Source organism: Streptomyces sp. NPDC028635, assembly GCF_040637635.1.
Taxonomy (GTDB): domain Bacteria; phylum Actinomycetota; class Actinomycetes; order Streptomycetales; family Streptomycetaceae; genus Streptomyces.
This window is the reverse complement of record NZ_JBEZWX010000040.1, coordinates 17275-39417: the sequence shown is the minus strand read 5'-3', so window position 1 is coordinate 39417 and position 22143 is coordinate 17275. Positions and strand designations below refer to the sequence as shown.

General features: G+C 72.4%; 17 protein-coding genes. 4 read left to right on the top strand and 13 right to left on the bottom strand.

All coding sequences use genetic code 11. The features are described from left to right. Positions 1–81 precede the first annotated feature (81 nt). Entirely contained in the window at positions 82–1533 is a 1452-nt protein-coding gene (locus AB0E88_RS29975) for a hypothetical protein (RefSeq protein ID WP_361637060.1), read from the top strand. On the opposite strand, the gene AB0E88_RS29970 is transcribed toward AB0E88_RS29975, so the two are convergent. Next, positions 1511–2932 carry a hypothetical protein gene (locus AB0E88_RS29970; protein WP_361637057.1) on the bottom strand — a complete coding sequence of 474 codons (1422 nt, stop codon included), beginning with the start codon at positions 2930–2932 and terminating at the stop codon, positions 1511–1513. The two genes, AB0E88_RS29975 and AB0E88_RS29970, sit on opposite strands and share 23 nt — an antisense overlap. A 396-nt stretch (positions 2933–3328) precedes the next feature. Between AB0E88_RS29970 and pulA the strand changes: the two genes are divergently transcribed. Together pulA and AB0E88_RS29960 are read left to right on the top strand one after the other, a co-directional pair. Continuing rightward, positions 3329–8731: a pullulanase-type alpha-1,6-glucosidase gene (gene pulA / locus AB0E88_RS29965; RefSeq protein WP_361637055.1), complete on the top strand. Its 5403-nt coding sequence runs from the start codon at positions 3329–3331 to the stop codon at positions 8729–8731. A 62-nt stretch (positions 8732–8793) separates the two neighbouring features. Next, positions 8794–9150, top strand: coding sequence for a 5-carboxymethyl-2-hydroxymuconate Delta-isomerase (locus tag AB0E88_RS29960; protein WP_361637052.1), 357 nt, complete (start codon positions 8794–8796; stop codon positions 9148–9150). A gap of 64 nt (positions 9151–9214) precedes the next feature. Here AB0E88_RS29960 and AB0E88_RS29955 read toward each other — a convergent pair whose 3' ends face one another. The 5 genes from AB0E88_RS29955 to AB0E88_RS29935 all read right to left on the bottom strand — a co-directional run bounded on the left by AB0E88_RS29955 (position 9215) and on the right by AB0E88_RS29935 (position 14474). Next, positions 9215–9904: a TetR/AcrR family transcriptional regulator gene (locus AB0E88_RS29955; protein ID WP_361637049.1), complete on the bottom strand. Its 690-nt coding sequence runs from the start codon at positions 9902–9904 to the stop codon at positions 9215–9217. 56 nt (positions 9905–9960) lie between these two features. Continuing rightward, positions 9961–10998, bottom strand: a complete 1038-nt coding sequence (locus AB0E88_RS29950; RefSeq protein ID WP_361637046.1) for a PDR/VanB family oxidoreductase — start codon at positions 10996–10998, stop codon at positions 9961–9963. Beyond that, entirely contained in the window at positions 10998–11906 is a 909-nt protein-coding gene (locus AB0E88_RS29945; protein WP_361637043.1) for a metal-dependent hydrolase, read from the bottom strand. Before AB0E88_RS29945 ends, AB0E88_RS29950 begins: the two co-directional genes overlap by 1 nt. 122 nt (positions 11907–12028) lie before the next feature. After that, positions 12029–13948 (bottom strand): hypothetical protein, encoded by a 1920-nt coding sequence (locus tag AB0E88_RS29940; protein WP_361637040.1) that lies wholly within the window; start codon positions 13946–13948, stop codon positions 12029–12031. A 49-nt stretch (positions 13949–13997) separates the two neighbouring features. Continuing rightward, positions 13998–14474 carry a tetratricopeptide repeat protein gene (locus AB0E88_RS29935; RefSeq protein WP_361637116.1) on the bottom strand — a complete coding sequence of 159 codons (477 nt, stop codon included), beginning with the start codon at positions 14472–14474 and terminating at the stop codon, positions 13998–14000. Positions 14475–14614: 140 nt separating this feature from the next. Here AB0E88_RS29935 and AB0E88_RS29930 point away from each other — a divergent pair, with 140 nt between their 5' ends. After that, entirely contained in the window at positions 14615–15028 is a 414-nt protein-coding gene (locus AB0E88_RS29930; RefSeq protein ID WP_361637037.1) for a hypothetical protein, read from the top strand. Positions 15029–15102: 74 nt separating this feature from the next. On the opposite strand, the gene AB0E88_RS29925 is transcribed toward AB0E88_RS29930, so the two are convergent. From AB0E88_RS29925 to glnII, 7 genes are all read right to left on the bottom strand, one after another. Then, complete coding sequence (locus AB0E88_RS29925) at positions 15103–16635, bottom strand: DUF1996 domain-containing protein (RefSeq protein ID WP_361637034.1); 1533 nt, start codon at positions 16633–16635, stop codon at positions 15103–15105. Positions 16636–16790: 155 nt separating this feature from the next. Further along, a complete protein-coding gene (locus AB0E88_RS29920; protein WP_361637031.1) occupies positions 16791–17444 on the bottom strand; it encodes a response regulator transcription factor in 654 nt (217 codons plus the stop codon). Further along, positions 17429–18697 carry a sensor histidine kinase gene (locus AB0E88_RS29915; protein WP_361637028.1) on the bottom strand — a complete coding sequence of 423 codons (1269 nt, stop codon included), beginning with the start codon at positions 18695–18697 and terminating at the stop codon, positions 17429–17431. The genes AB0E88_RS29920 and AB0E88_RS29915 overlap by 16 nt, the downstream gene beginning before the upstream one ends. A gap of 111 nt (positions 18698–18808) precedes the next feature. Beyond that, positions 18809–19834, bottom strand: a complete 1026-nt coding sequence (locus tag AB0E88_RS29910) for an SDR family oxidoreductase (RefSeq protein ID WP_361637025.1) — start codon at positions 19832–19834, stop codon at positions 18809–18811. Between the two features lie 61 nt (positions 19835–19895). Next, positions 19896–20480 carry a winged helix-turn-helix domain-containing protein gene (locus AB0E88_RS29905; RefSeq protein ID WP_361637022.1) on the bottom strand — a complete coding sequence of 195 codons (585 nt, stop codon included), beginning with the start codon at positions 20478–20480 and terminating at the stop codon, positions 19896–19898. A gap of 127 nt (positions 20481–20607) precedes the next feature. After that, positions 20608–20730, bottom strand: a complete 123-nt coding sequence (locus AB0E88_RS29900; RefSeq protein WP_361637019.1) for a hypothetical protein — start codon at positions 20728–20730, stop codon at positions 20608–20610. Between the two features lie 153 nt (positions 20731–20883). Continuing rightward, positions 20884–21915, bottom strand: coding sequence for a glutamine synthetase (glnII, locus tag AB0E88_RS29895; protein WP_361637016.1), 1032 nt, complete (start codon positions 21913–21915; stop codon positions 20884–20886). Between the last annotated feature and the right edge of the window lie 228 nt (positions 21916–22143).

Below are 22143 nucleotides of genomic sequence, written 5' to 3'. Positions count from 1 at the left end.
GCGCCGGGCGCCCGGCGACCTGCCCTGCCAAGCGGAGCAACAGCGCATGCGCCCGTCCGGCCCAGGCCGGAGGCTGGCGTCATGAGCATCCGTCCGTGGGTCGTCGTCGAGGAGCCGGACGATCGCGGCCTGCGCCGGGTCACCGTGGGCGGAAGTGCCGCGGGCAACGTCTGGTCGCTGCGCGAGCTGCGCAGACTGCTGGACCGTCTCGGTTACCCGGACGTCGACGTGGGGGACCCCGCCTCGGTGTGCTGGCGCGGAGGGGACAGCGGCACCTGGCCCGACCGGCCCCTCGGGCGGCGTACGACCATGGCCGTCATGATGGCCGGGCTGATCGCCTCCGGGATCCTCAACGCGATCATCGGCTGGCCCGACGCCTCGGGCGCCCTGACGTTCGCCCAGCGCATCACCGGGGCCGTGCTCGTGCTGACCGGTCTCGTCCAGTGGGCCGGGGCTGCCCTGGCACCGGACCACTGGGGCCGGCGGCAGCTGCGGGCCTCCGGTGGGATCATCCTGCTCGGCGCCGTCATCGCACTGGCGACGGACAGTCTCCTCTTCCTGCTGTGGCTGGAGGAGAAGGAGGTCACGCCGTACCTGTTCGCCTTCCTGCCGCTGGGGTGCTGGGCGGTGTGGGCGTGCGTCCTGCTGATCCGCGAGAAATCCTGGACGGGCCTGCCGCACCCCAACAAGTTCGTGGCCGGGTTCTACGCGACGGCTCTGCTGTCCGCGGTCAGCCTCGCGTACTCCACCCTGTACCAGCCCACGACGGCTCCCCTGCGTTTCTCCCTCGCCGCCGAATTCGGCAGGGCACGCCTGGACCGCTCTCTGCCTTTCGTGCAGGTCCCGCTGAAACTCTCCGTGAAGAACACGGGTGAGGTGTCGGTGTACGTCATCGTCAGCGACATCACCGTGTACGGACGATCCGCCAGCTATTCCGCACAGGGGGACGCGTCGGAGCAGGAATGGAAGGAGAGCTTGCGCGACGAGGGGGAGGAGGACGCGGAGCGGCACGTCGACCGGCTCTCCTACCGGCGGCTGAGCAGCAAACGCCTGTACGAACCCGGAGACGTGCTCGAGGCCGGGCAGGAGGACACCATCGAGCACGTCTTCCAGATGCCCAGGGACGTGCCGTACGACCTGCTCGACGTCGACCTGCAGATCACCTACATGAGGAAGGACCGGGGCCGTATCGACGTGGAGCACTTCCGCCGGCCGTACAAGTCGTGGAGTCACCCCCGCTACGCCTGCCGCGCCGGCGACTGCGCCGGTCAGGACACGCTCACCTACCTCGCCCGGGTGCGGCACGACAACAACCTCGTCAACGTGACCCGGGCGCCGCTCTATGTGACGGCGTTCTGGTCTCCGGCCGCGGGGCCGGTGTACTCCGTCTCCTCCTTCCACTTCACGGGCGGCTATATCGATTTCGCCGCGGAGAAGAGAGAACTGAGGAAATTCGGGATCGCGACCCGGCACGCCACGGCCGAGATCTCCGTGGCGGAGCTGCTGAGGTTCATACCTGCTGCGCCGCGCTGACCCAGTTGCCCGACTTCACGCCCGCTTCCTGGTCGAGCTGCAGAGCCGCCTGGAGGCAGTGGAGCGCGGGCGCGCCGAGGGACGAGTAGATGTCCTTCGCCGGGAGCGCGTCGGCAAGCTGCGGGATCATCCGCTTGATGGCCAGCGCCGTGTTGTCGACCTTGTCGTTCTGCAGCTGGGCGAACACGTCCAGGGAGTCGTTCCCCGATTCCTGCGACTTCCAGAAGTCCCGTACGCCCTCGCTGTTCCAGGTGTCGGGGGTCAGGCTCTGCAGATCCTCGGCGAGGGTGGTGTCCGGGACGGACTCGAAGACGGAGTTGGTGCAGAACTCGGCCGCCTTGCCGAGCGGTTCGTCCGGCAGGCCCTGAGATGAGATCGCGTCCTTCAGTTCCTTCTCCAGGCGGCGCTTCTTGCCCGCCGCCCCGGGGTCGCCGGGCCGTGACGCGCTGGCCTCGTGCGCGCTCTCCGCGAGCCCCTTCCGCTTGTCCCCGGAGGTCTTCGGGTCGCTCGCGGTCTGCAGTCCGTTCGCCACCAGCATGTGCCACTCCTGCCGACCGCCCGCGCCGCCGCCCGCGCCGGTGGCCTCGCCCTCGCTCGCCGTGCCCTGCTGCACGGACGACCACAGGTTGTTCGCCCCCGCGACGAGGCTGTTCTCCACGTCCGGCGGCGTGTCCTGGCCGGCGACGACCCCGAGCACGGAGGCCGACCTGGCCACGACCTGAGCGAGCATGCCGCTCTCGGGCGGTGACTGCGACCCGTTCGCCGCATTCAGGGCGCCGGCCACCTGCTGCACCAGCCCGGTGAGCCGGTCGCGGACCGCGGGCGGTGTCTGCGGGTCGTCGATCACGTCCAGCGCGGAGGCCACCTGCTGGGCGCTGCGGACGGCCCCGTCCCGCTCCTGCGGCGGGGTCTGCGTGTCGTTCACCGCCTGCAGTACGTCGGTCAACTGCTGCACGCTCGGCACCAGTTCCTCGGGAACGTCGGCCTTCTTGTCGTCGAGGTCCGCCGCCAGGCTGCCGGCCTCGGCCTGTTGCTGTCTCAGGGCGGCGGAGGCCGGCGCGCCGTCGTCGCCCGAACCGGTCGGCGTCACGGTGTCCGGCGTGCCGGTCGTGGGGGTGCCGGGCGGCGGAGGCGGCGGGGAGGTGGTGTCGCCCGGCGGCGGGGTGGGCGGCGTCGGCGGCGGGGCGGGCGGTGTCGTGGTCCCCTGCTCGCCCGACGGGGGTGGCGTCGGGGGAGGAGGCGTGGAGTCGGCCCGCACCGAGGAGGGGAGCCGGCCGGTCCCCGTCGCGCCGGGAGCCGCGGCCGCCGTGGGCACCGGGCCCGTGGCCAGCGCGAGGGCTGCGACCACGGCGGATGCGCCGGTCAGGGGGAGGATGTGTCGCCGGGTGGTTCTGGTCATGGGGGATCCAGAGGGGGTTCGCACACGGACTGCGCCACACCAGCCACTCTTCCCCCATCCGGGGTACTCCGCAACGTCACTGCGGGCGCCCGGGCCCGGCCCAGGCCAGGCGTCTCCGGCCGCCGGGCCCCGCCGAGGCGTGGCGTCTCCGGCCGCCGGGCGCGGCATCCCGGCCGGCTGGGGCCCGGCGCCCCCGTCGGGCGGGCACGGGTCCCTCGTTCGGGGGCGGCAGCCGGGCTCCGGGAGGCCCGGTGAAAATTCTTGCCGGGTGTTTCAGACCTCTTGCTGTAAGTCTTTCGTCGGCGATACGGTCCCCCGCGGGCGCACCCAGCGCAGTTCGCGCCAAGACGCCGGGGTCGGACCCGAACGAGCCGTAAGCACAAGGAGTCTCCGCCTGTGATACCGAGATGGCCGGCGCCCGGGACGCGCCGCAGAGCACGGAGCAGACGAGCCGCAGCCGTCACCGCAGCAGCCCTCGCGGCCGCGCTGGTGCAGCCGCTCGCCGCCCACGCCGACGCCCCGCCACCGCCGCCCTCCGACGCGGCGCTCGCCGCGCAGCCCGCCCGGCACGAGGCCACCCGCGAGCAGTTCTACTTCGTCATGCCGGACCGTTTCGCCAACGGCGACACGGCCAACGACCGCGGCGGCCTGACCGGCTCACGGCTGGCCACCGGCTACGACCCCACCGACAAGGGCTTCTACCAGGGCGGTGACCTCAAGGGCCTCACCCAGCGCCTCGACTACATCAAGGGCCTGGGCACCACCGCCATCTGGATGGCGCCCATCTTCAAGAACCGGCCCGTGCAGGGCACCGGCGCCAACGCCTCGGCCGGCTACCACGGTTACTGGATCACCGACTTCACCCAGGTCGACCCGCACTTCGGCACCAACGACGACTTGAAGACCCTCATCGCCCGGGCCCACGCCAAGGGCATGAAGGTCTTCTTCGACGTCATCACCAACCACACCGCCGACCTCGTCGACTACGAGCCCGCGTCCTACGGCTACCTCTCCAAGGGCGCCTTCCCGTACCTCACCAAGGACGGCCGCCCCTTCGACGACGCCGACTACGCGGCCGGCGGCAAGGGCTTCCCCGCGGTGAACACCCGCTCCTTCCCGCGCACCCCGAGGGTCACCGCCGCCACCAAGGTCCCGGCCTGGCTCAACGACCTGGCGATGTACCACAACCGCGGTGACTCGACCTACGCCGGCGAGTCCACCACCTACGGCGACTTCTCCGGCCTGGACGACCTGTGGACCGAGCGCCCCGAGGTCGTGCGCGGCATGGAGAAGATCTACGAGCGGTGGGTGAAGGACTTCGCCGTCGACGGCTTCCGCATCGACACCGTCAAGCACGTGAACATGGAGTTCTGGACCCAGTGGGCCACGGCGCTCGACAAGTACGCCGCCGCGCACGGCCGTAGGAACTTCTTCATGTTCGGCGAGGTGTACTCCGCCGACACGTCCGTCACGTCGCCGTACGTCACCCAGGGGCGGCTGGACGCGACCCTCGACTTCCCCTTCCAGGACGCGGCCCGCTCCTACGCCTCGCAGGGAGGCAGCGCGCGCAAGCTGGCGAAGGTCTTCGCCGACGACTACCGGTACACGACCGACAAGGCCAACGCCTACGAGCAGGTCACCTTCCTCGGCAACCACGACATGGGCCGCATCGGGTCGTTCCTCGAGCAGGACAACCCCAAGGCCGGTGACGCCGAACTCCTCGCCAAGGACAAGCTCGCCAACGAGCTGATGTTCCTCTCCCGCGGCAACCCGGTCGTCTACTACGGCGACGAGCAGGGCTTCACCGGCGCCGGCGGCGACAAGGACGCCCGCCAGACCATGTTCGCCTCCAAGGTCGCCGACTACCTCGACGACGACGAGATCGGCACCGACCGCACCCACGCGAGCGACGCCTACGACACCTCCGCACCGCTCTACCGGCAGATCAGCGCCTTGGCCGCGCTGCGCAGGGCCAACCCGGCCCTGACCGACGGCGTGCAGCAGGAGCGGTACGCCGCCGACGGGCCCGGCGTCTACGCCTTCACCCGCACCGACGCCCGCACCGGCCAGGAGTACGTCGTCGCGTTCAACAACGCCGGCTCCGAGCAGACGGCGACCTTCGCGACCGGATCGGCCGACATGGCGTACCGGGGCATCCACGGCGCCGACGGCACCCTCCGAACGGACGCGGACCGCCGGCTCACGCTCACCGTCCCGGCCGGTTCCGCCGTCGTCTACAAGGCGGCCGGCAGGCTCGCCGCCCCCGCCGCCAAGCCCTCCCTCACCCTCACGGCCCCCGCGCCCGGCGCCACGGGCACGGTCGACCTCACCGCCGACGTGAACGGCGGCGCCCTCGACCGCGTCGTCTTCGCCGCCCAGGTCGGCGACGCCGAGTGGCAGGTCCTCGGCACCGCCGACCACGCGCCGTACAAGGTCACCCAGACCCTCGGCAAGGACGTCCCGGCCGGCACCGCCCTGCGCTACAAGGCCGTCGTGGTCGACTCCGCCGGGCGCACCGCGAGCGCCACGGCGAGCAGCACCACCGGCACCCCGCCCGCGCCCGAGGTGCCCACCGCCTCCTCCCGCGACTACGCGGTCGTCCACTACAAGCGCGCCGACGGCGACTACGCGGACTGGGGCCTGTACGCCTGGGGCGACCTCGCCGACGGCGAGGCGACCGACTGGCCGGCCAGCCACCCCTTCGCCGGCCGTGACGCCTACGGGGCCTTCGCCTACGTCAAGTTGAAGCCGGGTGCCTCGAACGTCGGCTTCCTGGTCATCGACAAGGACGGCACCAAGGACGTCTCCGCCGACCGTTCGATCGACGTCACCAAGACCGGTGAGGTGTGGATCGAGCAGGGCAAGGCCGACGTCGTGACGCAGCGGCCCGCCTACCCGGCGCAGGACACCACCAAGGCGGTCCTCCACTACCACCGGGCCGACGGCGCCTACGACGGCTGGGGCCTGCACGTCTGGACGGGCGCCGCGAACCCCACCGACTGGACCAAGCCGCTGCAGCCGGTGCGCACGGACGCCTACGGCGCCGTCTACGAGGTGCCGCTCGCGGCCGGTGCGACCAGCCTCAGCTACATCCTCCACAAGGGCGACGACAAGGACCTGCCCACCGACCAGTCCCTGGACCTGAAGGGCAACGGGCACGAGGTGTGGCTGCTCGCCGGGCAGGAGAAGTACCTGCTGCCGCAGCCGCAGGGCTCCTCCGCCGCGCTCGACCTCGCCACCTCCAAGGCGGTCTGGATCGACCGGGACACCGTCGCCTTCAACGGCTCCGAGGCCGCCGCGTCCACCCAGCTGCTGTACTCCCGCGACGGCTCGATCACCGTCCAGGACGGTGCCCTGACCAGCGACGACGAGCGCTGGATCCGGCTGTCCCGGAGCACGCTGAGCGACGCGCAGAAGGCTAGGTTCCCGCACCTGAAGGACTACACCGCGTACTCCGTCGACCCGCGCGACCGCGACCGGGTGCGTGCGGCGCTCCAGGGCCAGCTCGTCGTCTCGCAGCGCGCGGCCAACGGTGCCGTACTGGCCGCGACCGGCGTGCAGATCGCCGGCGTGCTGGACGACCTGTACCCGGGCGCGACCAAGGCCGCCCTCGGGCCGACGTTCCGCCACGGGAAGCCGACGCTCGCCGTGTGGGCGCCGACGGCGCAGAACGTGTCGCTGGAGCTGGACGGCTCGCTCAAGGCCATGCACCGCGACGCCGCCACCGGCGTCTGGTCCGTCACCGGCCCGGCCTCCTGGAAGAACAAGCCGTACCGGTACGTGGTGAAGGTGTGGGCGCCCAGCGTCCGCAAGGTCGTCACCAACCGGGTCACCGACCCGTACTCCGTCGCCCTGACCGCCGACTCGGCGCGCAGCCTGGTCGTCGACCTCGACGACAGGGCGCTCGCGCCGAAGGGCTGGTCCACGTCGGCCAAGCCGAAGGCCGTGCCGCTGCGGGACGCGCAGATCCAGGAGCTGCACATCCGGGACTTCTCGGCCGATGACCCGACCGTCCCCGCGCAGGACCGCGGCACCTACCGGGCCTTCACGGTCGCCGGCAGCGACGGCTCGAAGCACCTGCGGGAGCTGGCCCGGGCCGGCACCTCCTACGTGCACCTGCTGCCCGCGTTCGACATCGCGACGATCCCCGAGAAGAAGGCCGACCAGGCCATCCCGGACTGCGACCTGCCCTCCCTTCCGGCCGACTCCGACCGGCAGCAGGAGTGCGTGACGAGGAGCGCCGCGAAGGACGCCTACAACTGGGGCTACGACCCGTACCACTACACGGTCCCGGAGGGCTCCTACGCCACCGACCCGGACGGCACGGCCCGCACGGTGCAGTTCCGTGAAATGGTCCAGTCCCTGAACCGGGACGGGCTGCGGGTCGTCATGGACGTCGTCTACAACCACACGGCGGCCGCCGGGCAGGCGGACACCTCGGTGCTGGACAAGGTCGTGCCCGGCTACTACCAGCGGCTGATGGCCGACGGCTCGGTGGCGACCAGCACCTGCTGCGCGGGCACCGCGCCCGAGAACGCCATGATGGGCAAGCTGGTCGTCGACTCGATCGTCACCTGGGCCAAGGAGTACAAGGTCGACGGCTTCCGCTTCGACCTCATGGGCCACCACCCGAAGGCCAACATCCTGGCGGTCCGCAAGGCGCTGGACGCGCTGACCGTCGCCAAGGACGGCGTCGACGGCAAGAAGATCATCCTGTACGGCGAGGGCTGGAACTTCGGCGAGGTCGCGAACGACGCCCGGTTCGTCCAGGCCACGCAGGCCAACATGGCCGGCACCGGCATCGCCACCTTCTCCGACCGCGCCCGTGACGCCGTGCGCGGCGGCAGCCCCTTCGACGCCGACCCCGGCGCCCAGGGCTTCGCGAGCGGGCTGTACACCGACCCGAACTCCTCGGCCGCCAACGGCACCCCGGCCGAGCAGAAGGCCCGCCTCCTGCACGACCAGGACCTGATCAAGGTCGGTCTGTCCGGGAACCTCGCCAAGTACCACTTCACCGGCTCGGACGGCAAGGAGGTCACCGGCGCCGAGATCGACTACAACGGCGCTCCCGCCGGGTACGCGGCCGACCCGGGCGACGCCCTCGCCTATGCCGACGCGCACGACAACGAGGCCCTCTTCGACGCCCTCGCCTACAAGCTGCCCGTCTCGACGAGCGCCGCCGACCGGGCCCGCGCGCAGGTCCTGGCGATGGCCACGGCCACCCTCTCGCAGGGCCCGGCGCTCTCCCAGGCCGGCACCGACCTGCTGCGCTCCAAGTCGCTGGACCGTAACTCCTTCGACAGCGGCGACTGGTTCAACGCGATCCACTGGAACTGCGCCGACGGCAACGGCTTCGGCCGCGGACTGCCGCCGGCGGCCGACAACGCCTCCAAGTGGCCGTACGCCAAGCCGCTGCTGGGGACGGTCAGGGTCGGCTGCCCGCAGATCGACGGCGCGTCCGCCGCGTACCGGGACCTGCTGAAGATCCGCACGACCGAGCCGGACTTCTCCCTCGCGACCGCCGCGCAGGTGCAGTCCCGGCTCTCCTTCCCGCTGTCCGGGAAGGACGAGACGCCCGGAGTGATCACCATGCGCCTCGGTGACCTGGTCGTCGTGTTCAACGCGACGCCGAAGCGGCAGGAGCAGCGGATCGCCGGCCTGGCCGGGACGGCGTACGGGCTGCACCCGGTGCAGGCGGCGGGCGCCGACCCCGTGGTCAAGGGCGCGACCTACCAGGCGGCGACCGGCACCTTCGGTGTCCCGGGCCGGACGGTCGCGGTGTTCCGGCAGCTGGACTGAGCGGACGGTCGCGGTCTTCCGTCACCTAGGCTGACCGCGACCGCCGCCGAACAGGAGTGCCCATGCCGCAGATCACCGTCGACTACTCCGAGCGCCTCGCCGACGCCTTCGACCGGCCCGGTTTCGCCCGGGCCGTGCACGAGGCCACGGTCGAGATCGCCGCCGCGAAGCCGCCGGCGTGCAAGACGCAGTTCCGCCGGACCGAGGACACCGTCGTCGGCCCGGACGCCGAGGGCCACGCCATCGTGCACGTCACCATCGGCCTGCTGGCCGGCCGCACCGAGGAGACCAAGGCGCGGCTGGCCGAGCAGGTGCTGGAGCTGCTGCGCGGGCACCTGAAGCCCACCGAGGGTCTCGCGGTGCACGCCTCCGCCGAGGTCCGTGACCTCGACGCGTCCTACCGGAAGTACGACGCCTGAGCGAGCGCGACGCCGGTCGGGTCCGCCGCCCAGGGCCTGTCCGGCACGCCCCGCCGGGCAGGTTCTACGCGGCGAGTGAGACGAGCCGGGTGACGAGGTCCGCGAAGGGCCCGTCGCCCGGCTCCTCCTTCAGCACCCGGCGCAGCAGCGCGGCCATCTCCTCGTCGTAGGCCGCGCTCACCGCGAGGAGCGCCGCGAAGTCGTGCACCAGCTGCGCCTCCAGCTCCGCGCGCGGGATGCGCCGGCCGTCCAGCCAGAGCAGCGCGGTGGACTCGGCGAGCGAGATCCAGGAGCGGATCACCAGCTCCAGGCGGGCCGGGGGTTCCTCGACGCCCAGGTGCGAAAGGATCTGGACATAGGCGGCCTGCCGTACGGAGTCGATGAGCGCGTTGGTCGTCGACGAGCCCACGGCCGGGCCGCCGCGCATCAGCGCGGAGAAGCCGGGGCCGTGGTCGTCGACGAAGTCGAAGAAGCGGGCCATCACCCGCAGCAGCCGGGCGCCCAGCGGTCCCTCGTGCGGCTCCACGAAACGGGCCGCCAGTTCGTCCGAGGCACGCTGCAACGCCGCCTCGTACAGGCTGAGTTTGCCGGGGAAGTAGTGGTAGACGAGCGGGCGTGAGATGCCCGCGGCCGACGCTATCTCATCGATGGAGACCTCGTCGGGCGAGCGGCGGCTGAACAGGTCGAGGGCGACGCCGATCAGCTGCTGCCGTCGCTCCTCGACGCCCATGCGGCGGCGTACCCCGGTAGTCATGCGAACACCTTACCGATCGGATCCGGCCGTCCACGGACCCGATCGGGCACGGAGGTTCACATATCGAGCACCAGCCGTTCGCCGCGGGCGCGGGAGACACAGATCAGCATCGAGTCGTCGCGCTCCGCGTCCGTCAGCAGCTCGTCGCGGTGGTCCACCTCGCCCTCCAGCACCCGCTGCTGGCAGGTGCCGCAGAACCCCTGCTCGCAGGAGTAGGCGGTGTCGGGCAGTTCGGCGCGCACGGCGGCCAGCACGGTGGTGTCCTCGGACACGGTCACCACCCGCCCGCTGCGGCGCAGTTCCACCTCGAAGGCCCCGCCGGACGCCGACCGCGGTGTGAACCGCTCGGTGCGGACGTGCGCCACCCGCTCCTGGACCGCCGCCATCAGCCCCTCGGGCCCGCAGCAGTACACGGCCGTGTCCTCGGGCAGTTCGCCGAGCCACGCGTCGAGATCGGGCAGCCCGGCCTCGTCCTCGGCGACGACCGTCACCCGGTCACCGCCCAGCTTCCCGAGCTCCTCCAGGAACGGCATCGAGGCCCGGCTGCGGCCGCCGTACAGCAGGCGCCAGTCGGCGTCCTCGGCGGCGAGCGCGCGCAGCATCGGCAGGATCGGGGTGATCCCGATGCCGCCGGCGACGAAGACGTACCGCGGCGCCCTCGTCAGCCCGAACCGGTTGCGCGGGCCGCGGACCTCCAGCTCCATGCCCTCGCGCACCTGCTGGTGCACCTCGCGCGAGCCGCCCCGCCCGTCCTCCACCAGCCGTGTGGCCACCGTGTAGGAGGAGGTGTCCTCGGGGTCGCCGCACAGCGAGTACTGCCGCACCAGGCCCGAGGGCAGCACCAGGTCCAGATGCGCGCCGGGCTCCCAGCGCGGCAGGTCGTGCCCCTCCAGGCGGAGTTGGACGACCCCGTCGGCGATTTCCTCGTGCCCGGTCACCAGCAGGGTCAGCGCCCGCGACCGGGGCTGCCCGCTGATGGGTGTCTCCAGCGCGGGCATCGGCCACAGCGGCGAGGCCTGGACACGGCGGCGCAGCGCACGCCGGGCGAGCAGCGCGGCCCCGGCGACGGTCACGACCGTACGCAGTCTCGGCATCACGCGGTCCTCTTCTCCGCCGCGAGGGCTGCCGGGGAGGAGGCGAGGTAGGCGACGGCCTGCTCGGTGCAGCCCTCCTGGGAGGGGTGGTAGGTGCGGCTGAGATAGCGCGGGACGGACCGGAGCATGTCCCCGGTCGACGGCAGCACGCCCTGCCGGCCCCGCGTGTACAGGTCGCGCAGGCCGGGCCTGGCGTCCAGCAGGGTCGGGTCGTTCTCCATGAAGAACCGCACCCCGCGCTGCCACAGGAACACCAGCGCCGTGAACGCGGTCGCCCAGGTCCGTGCCCGCCGCCGGTAGCCGCCGTCGACGTGCTGGAACAGGTCGAAGGCGACCGATCGGTGCTCGACCTCCTCGGCGCCGTGCCAGCGCAGCAGGTCCAGCATCGTCGGGTCGGCGCCGCGCCGGTCCAGCTCCTCGGCGTTGAGCACCCAGTCGCCGAGGAAGGCGGTGTAGTGCTCGATCGCCGCGATCAGCGCGACCCGCTCCATCAGCCACCAGCGGCGTGCCCGGCCCGGCGGCAGCGTCCGGTCGCCGAGCAGCTTCTCGAAGAACCAGTCGACCTGCGCGGTGTACGGCGTCGGGTCGAGCCCCTGCTCGCGCAGGTGCGGCAGGACCTCGTCGTGGGCCTGGGAGTGCATGGCCTCCTGGCCGATGAACCCGATGACGTCCTCGCGCAGCCGCTCGTCCCGGACATGGGGCAGCACCTGCTTGTAGACGTGCACGAACCAGCGCTCCCCGGCCGGCAGCAGCAGATGCAGCACATTGATGGTGTGCGTGGTGAACGGATCCCCGGGCACCCAGTGCAGCGGCGTGTGCTCCCAGGAGAAGGACACCTTCCGGGCCTTGAGCGCCGTCCGCTCCGCCTCGACCGGCTGGGGGACCCGAGCGGCCTGCTTGTTAGACATGGCGTCAATGTACTGATGGGTAGGCCGAGGGGGAACCCCTCGGACGCGACCTTGTTGACGCAACTGTCAGCAGCAGCGGCCGGCAGCCCGCGCGACTCCCCGGCTGCCGCCCGCCACGTGACCTAGTGCAGCCCGCCGATCTCCCGGCCGTCGTCCAGGGTGCCCTTCAGCTCCGCCTGGAGTCCCTGCTTGGCGCGCGCCGCGAGGAGGTGGCCGTCCGCGCTCGTGCGCAGACCGCCCGTGGTGCGGATGGAGGCCGTGTCCTTGCCGCCCGCGGCGAGCAGGTACCAGGTCCCGCCTTGCGACTTCCACAGCACCCCGGCGAGGACCTGCGGATCGCGCGGCCCGCACGCCGGCACGTCCTCGGCCTTCGCCGCGACCGCCCCGTAGGTCCCGCCCGGGGTGTGGAACTGCGCGAGCACCCGCGCCCCGCCGCCCCGCCAGGTCTCCGCCCGGGTGCACACCCAGTCGGCGGTGCCGCCCCCGCCCGGCAGCTTCTGCTCGGCGTACTGCCACGCGTTCACCGAGCTGACGCCCTGCGAGCGCACCGCGCCCAGCGAGCAGGCGTACGGCGCCCACGCGCGCAGGCTCTCGGCGCCGTTCACCTCGCGCTCCTTGCCGGGGTGGCCCGCGGTCAGACGGGCGGGCATGAGCTCACCGAGGTCGGTCAGGACATGGGTGCCGCTGTCGTCGGTGACCTGCAGCGCGTTCCACGACGTGCACGGGCCGGTCCTCGTCGCCGGGCTGGCCATCGGCGAGGTCACCCCCTCGGTCAGGGTCAGGTCGCTCGTGCCGGCGGCCGGCTTCATCAGGTCCCGCTCGGCCGTCCTCGTCACCCAGGGAGCGGTCAGATAGCGGACGTTGCCGTCGGCCCGGCCCAGCACCACCGCGTCCGCCCCGGCGCCGCTCGCGCCGTCCGCGCGGGCGAAGTCCAGCGCCGCGCCCTGCGTGCCGTCCTTCGGCTCGGCGTAGCGGGCGATGCGCAGCCCGTCGTACAGGATCACCACGTGCGCGTTGTCGACGGTGCCCGCGTAGAGCAGCTGCGGCGGGCCGGCCGGCCCCCCGGAGGGCGTGCCGGGCGTCGCCGAGACACGGACCGTCTCACCGGGGCGGGCCCACACGGCGAGGGCGCGGCGCAGCAGGGACGTGTCACCGGTGAGGTCACCGCGCGCCGGCCAGAGCGAGAAGTCGGTGCGCGACGCCGTCTTCCACGCGCTCGGCGTGACCTTCACCAGCCGGCCCGGGTCCAGGGCGGCCTCGGCGGCCGGGTTCTGCGCGTACGCCGGGGCGGCCGCGCCGTCCGGTCCCCAGCCGCCGCCGGGCAGCGCCACCAGCGCGCCGCACACGGCGAGCGCCGCGGCGGCGGCGAGCGCGGCCCTCGTGTGCTGGCGCCGGCGCATCAGATCGGTCGGCCGGGCCTGCAGCGAGCACGGATCGAACTCGGGTGAGGCCAGCAGCCCGTACCGCGCGGGTACGTCGTCGGCCTCCCGCAGCGCCGCGCCGACGTCCTTGGCCCCGGCCGCCGTCAGGACGCGGCGCACCTCGTCGTCGGACAGCTGCTCCAGGCCGCGCAGCGCGTAGGCGGCACGCGCCGGGGCCGACAGCGCCGACAGCCGCTGATCCAGCGCGAGTTCGTCGGCTCCCCCCGAGCGCGGGAACAGGCGCAGGCCCCACACCTGCGGCAGCAGCGGCGGCAGCTGGGCCCGCCTGAGCCGGCCGAGGCGCCCGGACGGCAGCCCCGCCTCCAGCGCCGCGCGCAGCACCTGCCGGCGTACGAAGGCGTACCCCGGATCGCCGTCGCGCCCCGCGGACTGGGCCGGGACGACGGGGGTGGCGGCCTTGCCCCGGGGCAGGGCGCGCTGGGTCAGGGCGTGGGCGGTCAGGACGCGCCGGCCGCGGCCGAGGCCCGAAGGCAGCACCAGATAGGCGAGCCGCACGAGCCGCGGGTAGTGCTCGACGAGCGCGGCCTCGGCCTGCTCGACGTCGACGACCGGGCCGGCGGGGGACGATGAGGGGCGCGGGGCGACATCCTGTGACTGCACGTTCAGCAGAACGAGCGAATCGGTGGATGGTCACCGCCGCCCGGGTGACTCAGTCGCCGGGCTCCACGAGCAGACGGGCGTAGTTCGCCATCGACCGCTGGTAGCGCGGCAGATGGGGGGCCAGAGCGCCCAGCACCAGCGACAGGCCCTCACGGTCGCGGCCGAGGCTCGACAGGCACAGCGCGAGCGTGGCCCGCACCGCGTCGTCCAACTCGTCGGACGGGGCGTCCAGTTCGGGCGTCAGCAGCTTGACGCCCTCCTCCGGGTGCCCGGTGTTGCGCAGGGAGGAGGACAGCTGGATCTTCGCCCGCCGGCCCCGGTACCCGTCCAGGCCGCGCGCCAGCGCCTCCCGGTACAGCGGAACCGCCCGGTCGGAGTGGCCCGTCGAGTCGAAGGCGCAGGCCCGCTCGAAGGGGCCCACCGGGCTGTCCTCCGGCAGCTCGGCGACGAGCGCGTCGATCCGGGCGCGGAACTCGGCGGCCCGCTCCTCGGGCCAGTCGTCGAAGGCGGCCCAGGCCGCGGTCATCCGGTCTTCCCAGTCCTGGTTCACCGGCCCACTCTCGCACAGGGGTACGGCTCGGGGAGAGCGGTGAGCGGATTGAGCGCACGGCGCGCGGCAGCCGTATCGACAGGCGTCCCGCACCCCCCGGACCCCGGAGGAAACACATGAGGCTGACCCGACCGATGCTCGCCGTGACCGGTGCCCTGGCCGCGCTGGCGGTCGCGGGCTGCGGCGCCGGCGGCGGCCACGACGACGCCGTACCGCCGACGGCCACCGGCAGTCTGGAGCACCTGGCCGCCGAGGCGAAGTGCCGGCCGGACATGCAGACCGACGCCGACGAGATCCGCCAGGCCATCTGCACCACCACCGCCGGGAAGTTCGTGCTGGCCACCTTCGCCACCGACCGGGGGCAGCGGGAGTGGATCAACGAGGCGAAGGACTACGGCGGTCACTACCTCGTCGGCCGCAAGTGGGTCGCCGTCGGTGACGACGGGGTGGTCGGCGCGCTCCGCTCCACGCTGGGCGGCACCATCGAGCAGGGCAAGCAGCACGGGGGAGCGCACTCGGGTCACCACTGACCGGGTGCGCGGCATACGAAAGCCGGCGGTGGGGGAGTGGCACCGCCGGCTTTCGCATGTGGGGGGTCAGGGGGTCACTGGCACTTCTGTCCCCGGTTGATGCAGTTGGCGATGGTGCTGTTGAGGTTGCCGGACATCACGTTGATGAAGTCGTCGTGGTCCGTGATCGCCTTGTGCAGCTGCTCCGGGAAGCCGTCGACCGCGTAGGCGTTCTTCACCTGGCCGTTGCTGATCACCGGCGCCGGCACGTCGTACACCAGGCGCATGGTCAGCTGCGGGATCGCCTTGAAGCCGTTCTTGCAGCGGCCGTTCGCGTCGGCGAAGGCGACGTGGGTGCGGTGGTTGGCGCTGTCGATGTTCTGGCCGTCCCAGCAGGACTGGAAGGCGAAGCTGCGCACCACACTGCTGCCGGAGGGGCAGATGGGGTATTTGTCGGTGAGCTGGACTTTGTTCTCGAAGCCGGTGCAGCTCCAGTGCGCGTTGGCGTTGCCGGGGCCGTTGGTGAAGGCCTTGGCGTCACCGGTGATGATCCGCAGGAACTGCGGCATCGCGACGACCTTGCCGGCCGGGCTGCCGACGAACTTGATCTGCGCCTGCTTGGCGAGCAGGATCTTGCCGACGTTGCCCTCCTTGCCGCCGCCGTCGTTGTTCTGGTCGAAGTCCTGCGTGCCGTTCTGCACGCGCAGCACCGGCCAGTAGTACGAAGACTTGTCCTGCTGGTTCTGGCAGGTGGTCTCGGCCGCGGCGAAGGTGCCGTTGTTGGCGAAGGCGTCGTTGGACTGGTTGCCGACGTAGTCGTGCAGGTGGTGCGCGCCGTTCTTGACGCCCGGGGCCACGATCACGTTGTCGGTGTTGTGGTTGCCGTTGGCGTTCACCCCGCAGCGGGTGGTGAAGGTGCCGACGGAGGCGCCCCACATCCTGCGGGGCTTGGCGGGGACGTTCGGCCGGACCTTGGTGATGTCGACGAAGTCGGCGGCGGAGGGGCCGTTGCCGGCCTGACCGCCGTTGTTCTGGCCACCCTGCTGACCGTTGTTCTGACCGCCGTTGTTCTGGCCGCCCTGCTGCTGGCCGCCGTTGTTCTGGCCGCCCTGTTGCTGGCCGCCGTTGTTCTGGCCGCCGGTCGTCTGCGGCTGGTCGGCGGGGCTGGCCGTGCAGGCGGCGAGGTCGTCCAGGCGGCCGGGGGCGTTGCCGCCGACCCGGTTGATCTCCAGCTGGATGCGGTCGATGATCGCCGCCCGCCGGTCCTTCAGCGGCTGGAGGATGGAGTTCTGCACGAAGCTCGCGTCGCGCGTCTGCGCGTCGCGTGTGGTCGCCAGCCGCTGGTAGGCGTCGGTGATCTGGCGGTCCAGGTTCGCCAGTTCACCGTCCACCTCGGTGCGCGCCTGCCCCGGCACGTCCGTGAGCTGCTGACCGACGTCCGGGCAGGAGATCGTCGCCACCTGGGCGGCGGCCGCTTTGGTGCGGTTGCCCCAGGAGTCGTGCGACTCGTGGGCCGATGCGTAGAAGTTCGCCCAGACCAGGCCGCCCCCGCCGAGCGCTAGCGCCGCCGATGCGGCTATGGCCTTGCCGGCCAAGGACGAGCGGCGTTTTCGTGTGTTGCGTGCCATGGAACTCCTCTGACTTCCGTGCGGGCTTCCGGGGCGGCAGCGAGGCGCCCGAGGGGTGAAGCGGCGCCCATGGATACGCAAGCGGCGCCAGTGGTGTTCAAAGCCCGTGAGGATTCAGTGGAGTTGCAGGTCGGCGGCCGTGGTCCGGGGACAGCTCAGCGACCGTGGTCCAGGAACGCCAGCACGGCCAGCACCCGCCGGTTGTCGTCGTCCGACACCTCCAGGCCCAGCTTCGTGAAGATGTTGGCGGTGTGCTTGGCGATCGCCCGTTCCGTCACCACGAGCCGGGCGGCGATCGCCGTGTTCGTCCGGCCCTGCGCCATCAGCTCCAGCACCTCCAGCTCCCGCGGCGTGAGCCGGGCCAGCGGCCGGTCCTCGCCCGCGCCGCGGGCCAGCAACTGCTGGATGACCTGCGGATCCATCGCCGTACCTCCCCCCGCGACCCGCCGTACGGCGTCCACGAACTGCTCCGCGTCGAACACCCGGTCCTTCAGCAGATAGCCGACTCCGCCACTGCCGTCGGCGAGCAGCTCACGCGCGTACAGCTGCTCCACGTGCTGGGAGAGCACCAGCACCGGCAGTCCCGGCCTGTCCTTGCGGGCCTGCAGCGCGCACTGCAGGCCCTCGTCGGTGTGCGTGGGCGGCAGCCGTACGTCGACCACGGCCACGTCCGGGTCGAGCTCCCGCAGCGCCGTGCTCAGTTCGGGGCCGGACTCGACGGCCGCGACGACGTCGAAGCCGTGCGCCCCGAGCAGCCGGACCAGCCCGTCGCGCAGCAGGAAGAGGTCTTCGGCTAGGACAACACGCACGGAATCTCCAGGGTCACCAGAGTGGGACCGCCCACCGGGGAGCTGACGGCCAGAACGCCGTCGAATGTACCCAGTCGCCGCTCCACACCGGCCAGCCCCGACCCGGCACCGATCACCGCCCCGCCCTTGCCGTCATCGGTGACCGTGACCCGCAGCCGCCCGTCGGCGTGGTGCAGGTCGACCCACACCCGGTCGGCGCCGGAGTGCTTGACCGCGTTGGTGAGCAGCTCGCTCACGGCGAAGTACGCCGCCGACTCCACCGGCGCCTGCGCCCGCCCCGGCAGGTCCACGCTCACCTCGGTGCCGACCGGCAGCCGCAGCGCCAGCGCCCGTACGGCGTCGCCCAGACCGCGTTCGGCGAGCACCGGCGGGTGGATGCCGCGCACCAGGTCGCGCAGTTCGCCCAGGGCCGCGAGCGAGTTGTGCCGGGCCTGCGCGAGCAACTGCCGGGCCTGCTCCGGATCCTTGTCGAGCAGCAGCTCGACGGTGCCGAGATCCATGCCCATCGCCACCAGCCGCGCCTGCGCCCCGTCGTGCAGGTCGCGTTCGATGCGGCGCAGCTCCGCGGCGGAGGTGTCGACGGCGTCCCGCCGGGTCTCGGTGAGCTTCTCCACGCGGCGGGCGAGCCGGGCCTCGGCGGAGGGGGCGAGGTGGGCGCGGCCGATGCGGAAGTGGGCGCGGATCAGCGCGGTGTTGCAGCGCAGGGCCAGGGCGAGCCAGACGCAGCCGAGCAGGGCGGCGGCGAAGGCGGTGCGCGGGCCGGTGACCGGGATGAACGCGTACCACCAGTCGTCGGAGACGGCCACGATCGGCTTCCACAGGCCCGCCCCGATCAGGATGCCGAAGACTCCCTCGGCGATCATGGCCGGCGCGAGCGAGGCGACCGCCGCGCCGGCGAGGGCGTCCACGGACAGCCAGCGCAGGTCCTGCCAGGTCGCCGGGTCCCGCAGCAGCGCCCGGGTGAGCTCGGCCCGGCCGAGGAACCCGCCACGCGGCGGCGCCGGAAGCGGCCGGTAGGGGGCCGGTATGTCCATGCCCGCCCAGCGCGCGGCCAGTTCCCGGCGGCGCTGGGCGTACCCGCGCACCATCCGCAGCACGGAGGGGGTGGTGAGCGTCCCCAGCCCCAGGGGGATGAAGGACAGGGAGAGCAGGGCGAGGACGGACAGGCCGATGGAGGCGGTCCAGCCCATCGTGGACAGCGCGGCACCGCGCGCCCCCGCCACCAGTGCGTTCCGTACCCGAGTCCTCGTCATGGCCCCCGCCCTCGCCTTCGCCGTCTTCGCTCCGCGCTCGTCGCTCGTCGCTCTGCGCGGGGAACAGTCTCGCCGAGCGTGCGCGGTGTCCGCACGGGGCCGGGGACCCCGTCAGGGGGTGGTGCCGGATACACCCCCCTCGATGCCCAGCACCTCCGCCTCCACCCGCGGGTCGAGCCCCGTGGCCGTGCGGTCCGCACGCATCGGTGCCGTGCCGCCGAGTGCGCGCAGCCAGCGCCAGGTGTCGGCGACGGTCTCCTCGACGGGACGGCAGCGCAGGCCCGAGGCGAGGGCCCGGGAGACGTCCGCGCTGTGCAGCGCGTCGTGCAGCTCACTGCCGGGCGGCACCCACACCGGCAGCTGCACCCACGGCTCGATGCCCGCGTCGAGGATCGTCCGCGAATCGGTCCAGCGCAGGTCGGCCGGGCCCGAGGTGGCCCGCGCACAGGACTCCAGCAACGCGCCCATGGTGGCGTGTCCCGAGGGGCTGATCAGGTTGTACGGCCCGCTCAGTTCCTGCTCCACGGCCCCGAGCGTCCACCGGGCGAGGTCGCGGGCGTCGATGAACTGCAGCGGCAGGTCCCGGGGGCCGGGCGCGAGCACGGGGCCGCCCCGCGCGATCCGGTTCAGCCACCAGGGCAGCCGGCCGACGTTCTCGTACGGCCCGAGGATCAGCCCGGCCCGTACCAGCAGCGAGCGGTCCGCGCCGAACTCCGCGACGGCCGCCAGTTCCCCGCCGCGTTTGTCGCGCCCGTAGTCGGTGTGGCCGGCGCCGGGGGAGGCGCCCTCGACGAGCGGCGCGTCCTCGTCGTACCCGGCGGGGCGGGGCCAGGCGTACACCGAGCAGCTCGAGACGTACACGTACCGTCCGGCGCGCTCCCGCAGCAGGCGGGCCGTGTCCCGGACCGCGCGGGGCGCCGCCGACCAGGTGTCGACGACGGCGTCCCAGCGCTCGTCCGTGCCGGCCAGGGCCGCGAGGCCGTCCGGGGCGGTGCGGTCGCCGTGCAGCGACCGCACCCCGGACGGGGCCGTGTGCCGTCCCCGGTGGAAGACGGTCACCTCCCAGCCGCGGTCGAGTGCCGCCTCCGCCACGGCCCGCCCCACGAACTCCGTACCGCCCAGCACCAGAAGTCTCATGCCGGTGACTGTGCCGGAGCCGGGCGCGGGGCGGAACCGTGTTCTGCTCGCGGCAGAGGTGTCAGCGGCCGGCCGGCGGGGTGTACTTGTAGCCGACGCGGCGCACCGTCTGGATCGCCTTGCGGTGCTCGGCGCCCAGCTTGCGGCGCAGGCGGGCGACGTGGACGTCGACGGTGCGGCCGTCGCCCACGTGGCCGTACCCCCACACGGTGGTGACCAGCTGGTCGCGGGTGTGCACCCGGTGCGGGTTGGCCACCAGGTGGGCGAGCAGCTCGAACTCGAGGTAGGTCAGGTCGAGTTGGCGCCCGTCGACCCAGGCGGTGCGCTGCACGGTGTCGATCCGCACGAGCGGCTCTTCGGCAGCCGCGCCGAGGGCGCCGGGCTCCGGCTGGTCCGGCACGGCCACCGGCAGGAACGGCGGCTGCTGGTCGGCGGGGACGAGCACCAGGTAGCCGACCATCGGCGGCCGGCCGGGCAGTGCGGGCAGGGCGTGCTGCGGGGCCGGCAGCCAGGTGGCACCCGGCGGCAGGAAGTCCGCGACGTCGACCACCTCGTCCCGGTCGACGGCGCGCAGCCGGTGACGGGGGGCCGGGGCCGTGGCCGGGGCGGGCAGGGTGGCGGTGCTGAGGGAACGAGTGGTCGCCATGAGAGGTCAGCTCTTTCGCGCGAGAAGTTCGTCGTTCGTCGGACAGGTCGACGGCGGCGACTCGTGGTCGCGGCGCGTCGGGGGACGTACGGCTTGTCGCGCCGGCCGAAGGCCGGGGGTTACGGCTTTAGAGGGCCGGCGCGTTCTTCGCGCGGCAACACACCCGGTCGAAGTCGTGGTGCTGACGGGACGGCCAGAAGGGCTCGAGGTCCTGGCGACCTGTCGCGGAGCAGTTCTGGAAGCTGGCCATGGACTTATTGAACCAGACATGAGCCGTTGACAGGAGCCCTCCTCTCACTGTGTGGACAACCGCGCCGTTTCGGCATGCCCCACCGGCAACGCGGAGGGGCGCCCACCTCGGCGGTGGACGCCCCTCACGCGAAGTCGCGGTGGATCAGCGGGATCAGACCTGGCCGGCCTTCTCCAGCGCCGAGCAGCAGGTGTCGACGATCAGCCGCGTCACGACGTACGGGTCGACGTTGGCGTTGGGGCGGCGGTCCTCGATGTAGCCCTTGCCGTCCTTCTCGACCTGCCACGGGATGCGGACCGAGGCACCGCGGTCGGAGACGCCGTAGGAGTACTTGTCCCACGGGGCGGTCTCGTGCAGGCCGGTCAGGCGGGCGTCGATGCCGGCGCCGTAGTTCTTGACGTGGTCCAGCGGCTTGGAACCCTCGCCGAGCGACTCGCACGCGGTGATGATCGCGTCGTAGCCCTCGCGCATCGCCTTGGTGGAGAAGTTGGTGTGCGCGCCGGCGCCGTTCCAGTCGCCCTTGACCGGCTTGGGGTCGAGGGTGGCGGCGATGCCGAAGTCCTCGGCGGTGCGGTACAGCAGCCAGCGCGCCACCCACATCTGGTCGGAGACCTCCAGCGGGGCGAGCGGGCCGACCTGGAACTCCCACTGGCCCGGCATGACCTCGGCGTTGATGCCGGAGATGCCGAGACCCGCCTTCAGGCAGTTGTCCAGGTGCGCCTCGACGACGTCACGGCCGAAGATCTCGTCGGAGCCGACGCCGCAGTAGTAGCCGCCCTGCGGGGCCGGGAAGCCGCCCTTGGGGAAGCCGAGCGGGTAGCCGTCCTTGAAGAACGTGTACTCCTGCTCGATGCCGAAGATCGGCTCCTGCGTCGCGAACCGCTCCTCCACCTCGGCGAGCTGGGCACGCGTGTTGCTCGGGTGCGGGGTCATGTCCGTGTCCAGGACCTCGCACAGCACCAGGATGTCGTCGCCGCCGCGGATCGGGTCCGGGCAGCTGAAGACCGGCCGCAGCACGCAGTCCGAGGAGTGGCCCTCGGCCTGGTTCGTGGAGGACCCGTCGAAGCCCCACAGCGGCAGCGCCTCCAGGCCGGCGGGGGCACCCGTGATGATCTTCGTCTTGGAACGGAGCTTGGCCGTCGGCTCGGTGCCGTCGATCCAGATGTACTCAGCCTTGAAGGTCATCGGGGCCACATCCTTACGGTGGGTCTGGCGCACTGCGGTTGCTGCGGCGCTGCGGCACGGGGCGCCGCGGTGGATGTCGGCAGACTGCCAACAGGCGATTTCCCGTCCATTGCTCGAATGTGAACCCCGTGTTACCTGAGGGTGGTGTGGCGCGTCTCACGCCGCCGGGCGGGCGGCTGTGAGGAGGGGCATGACGGGTGCCGGGCGCGCCCGGATTCGTATGCGATG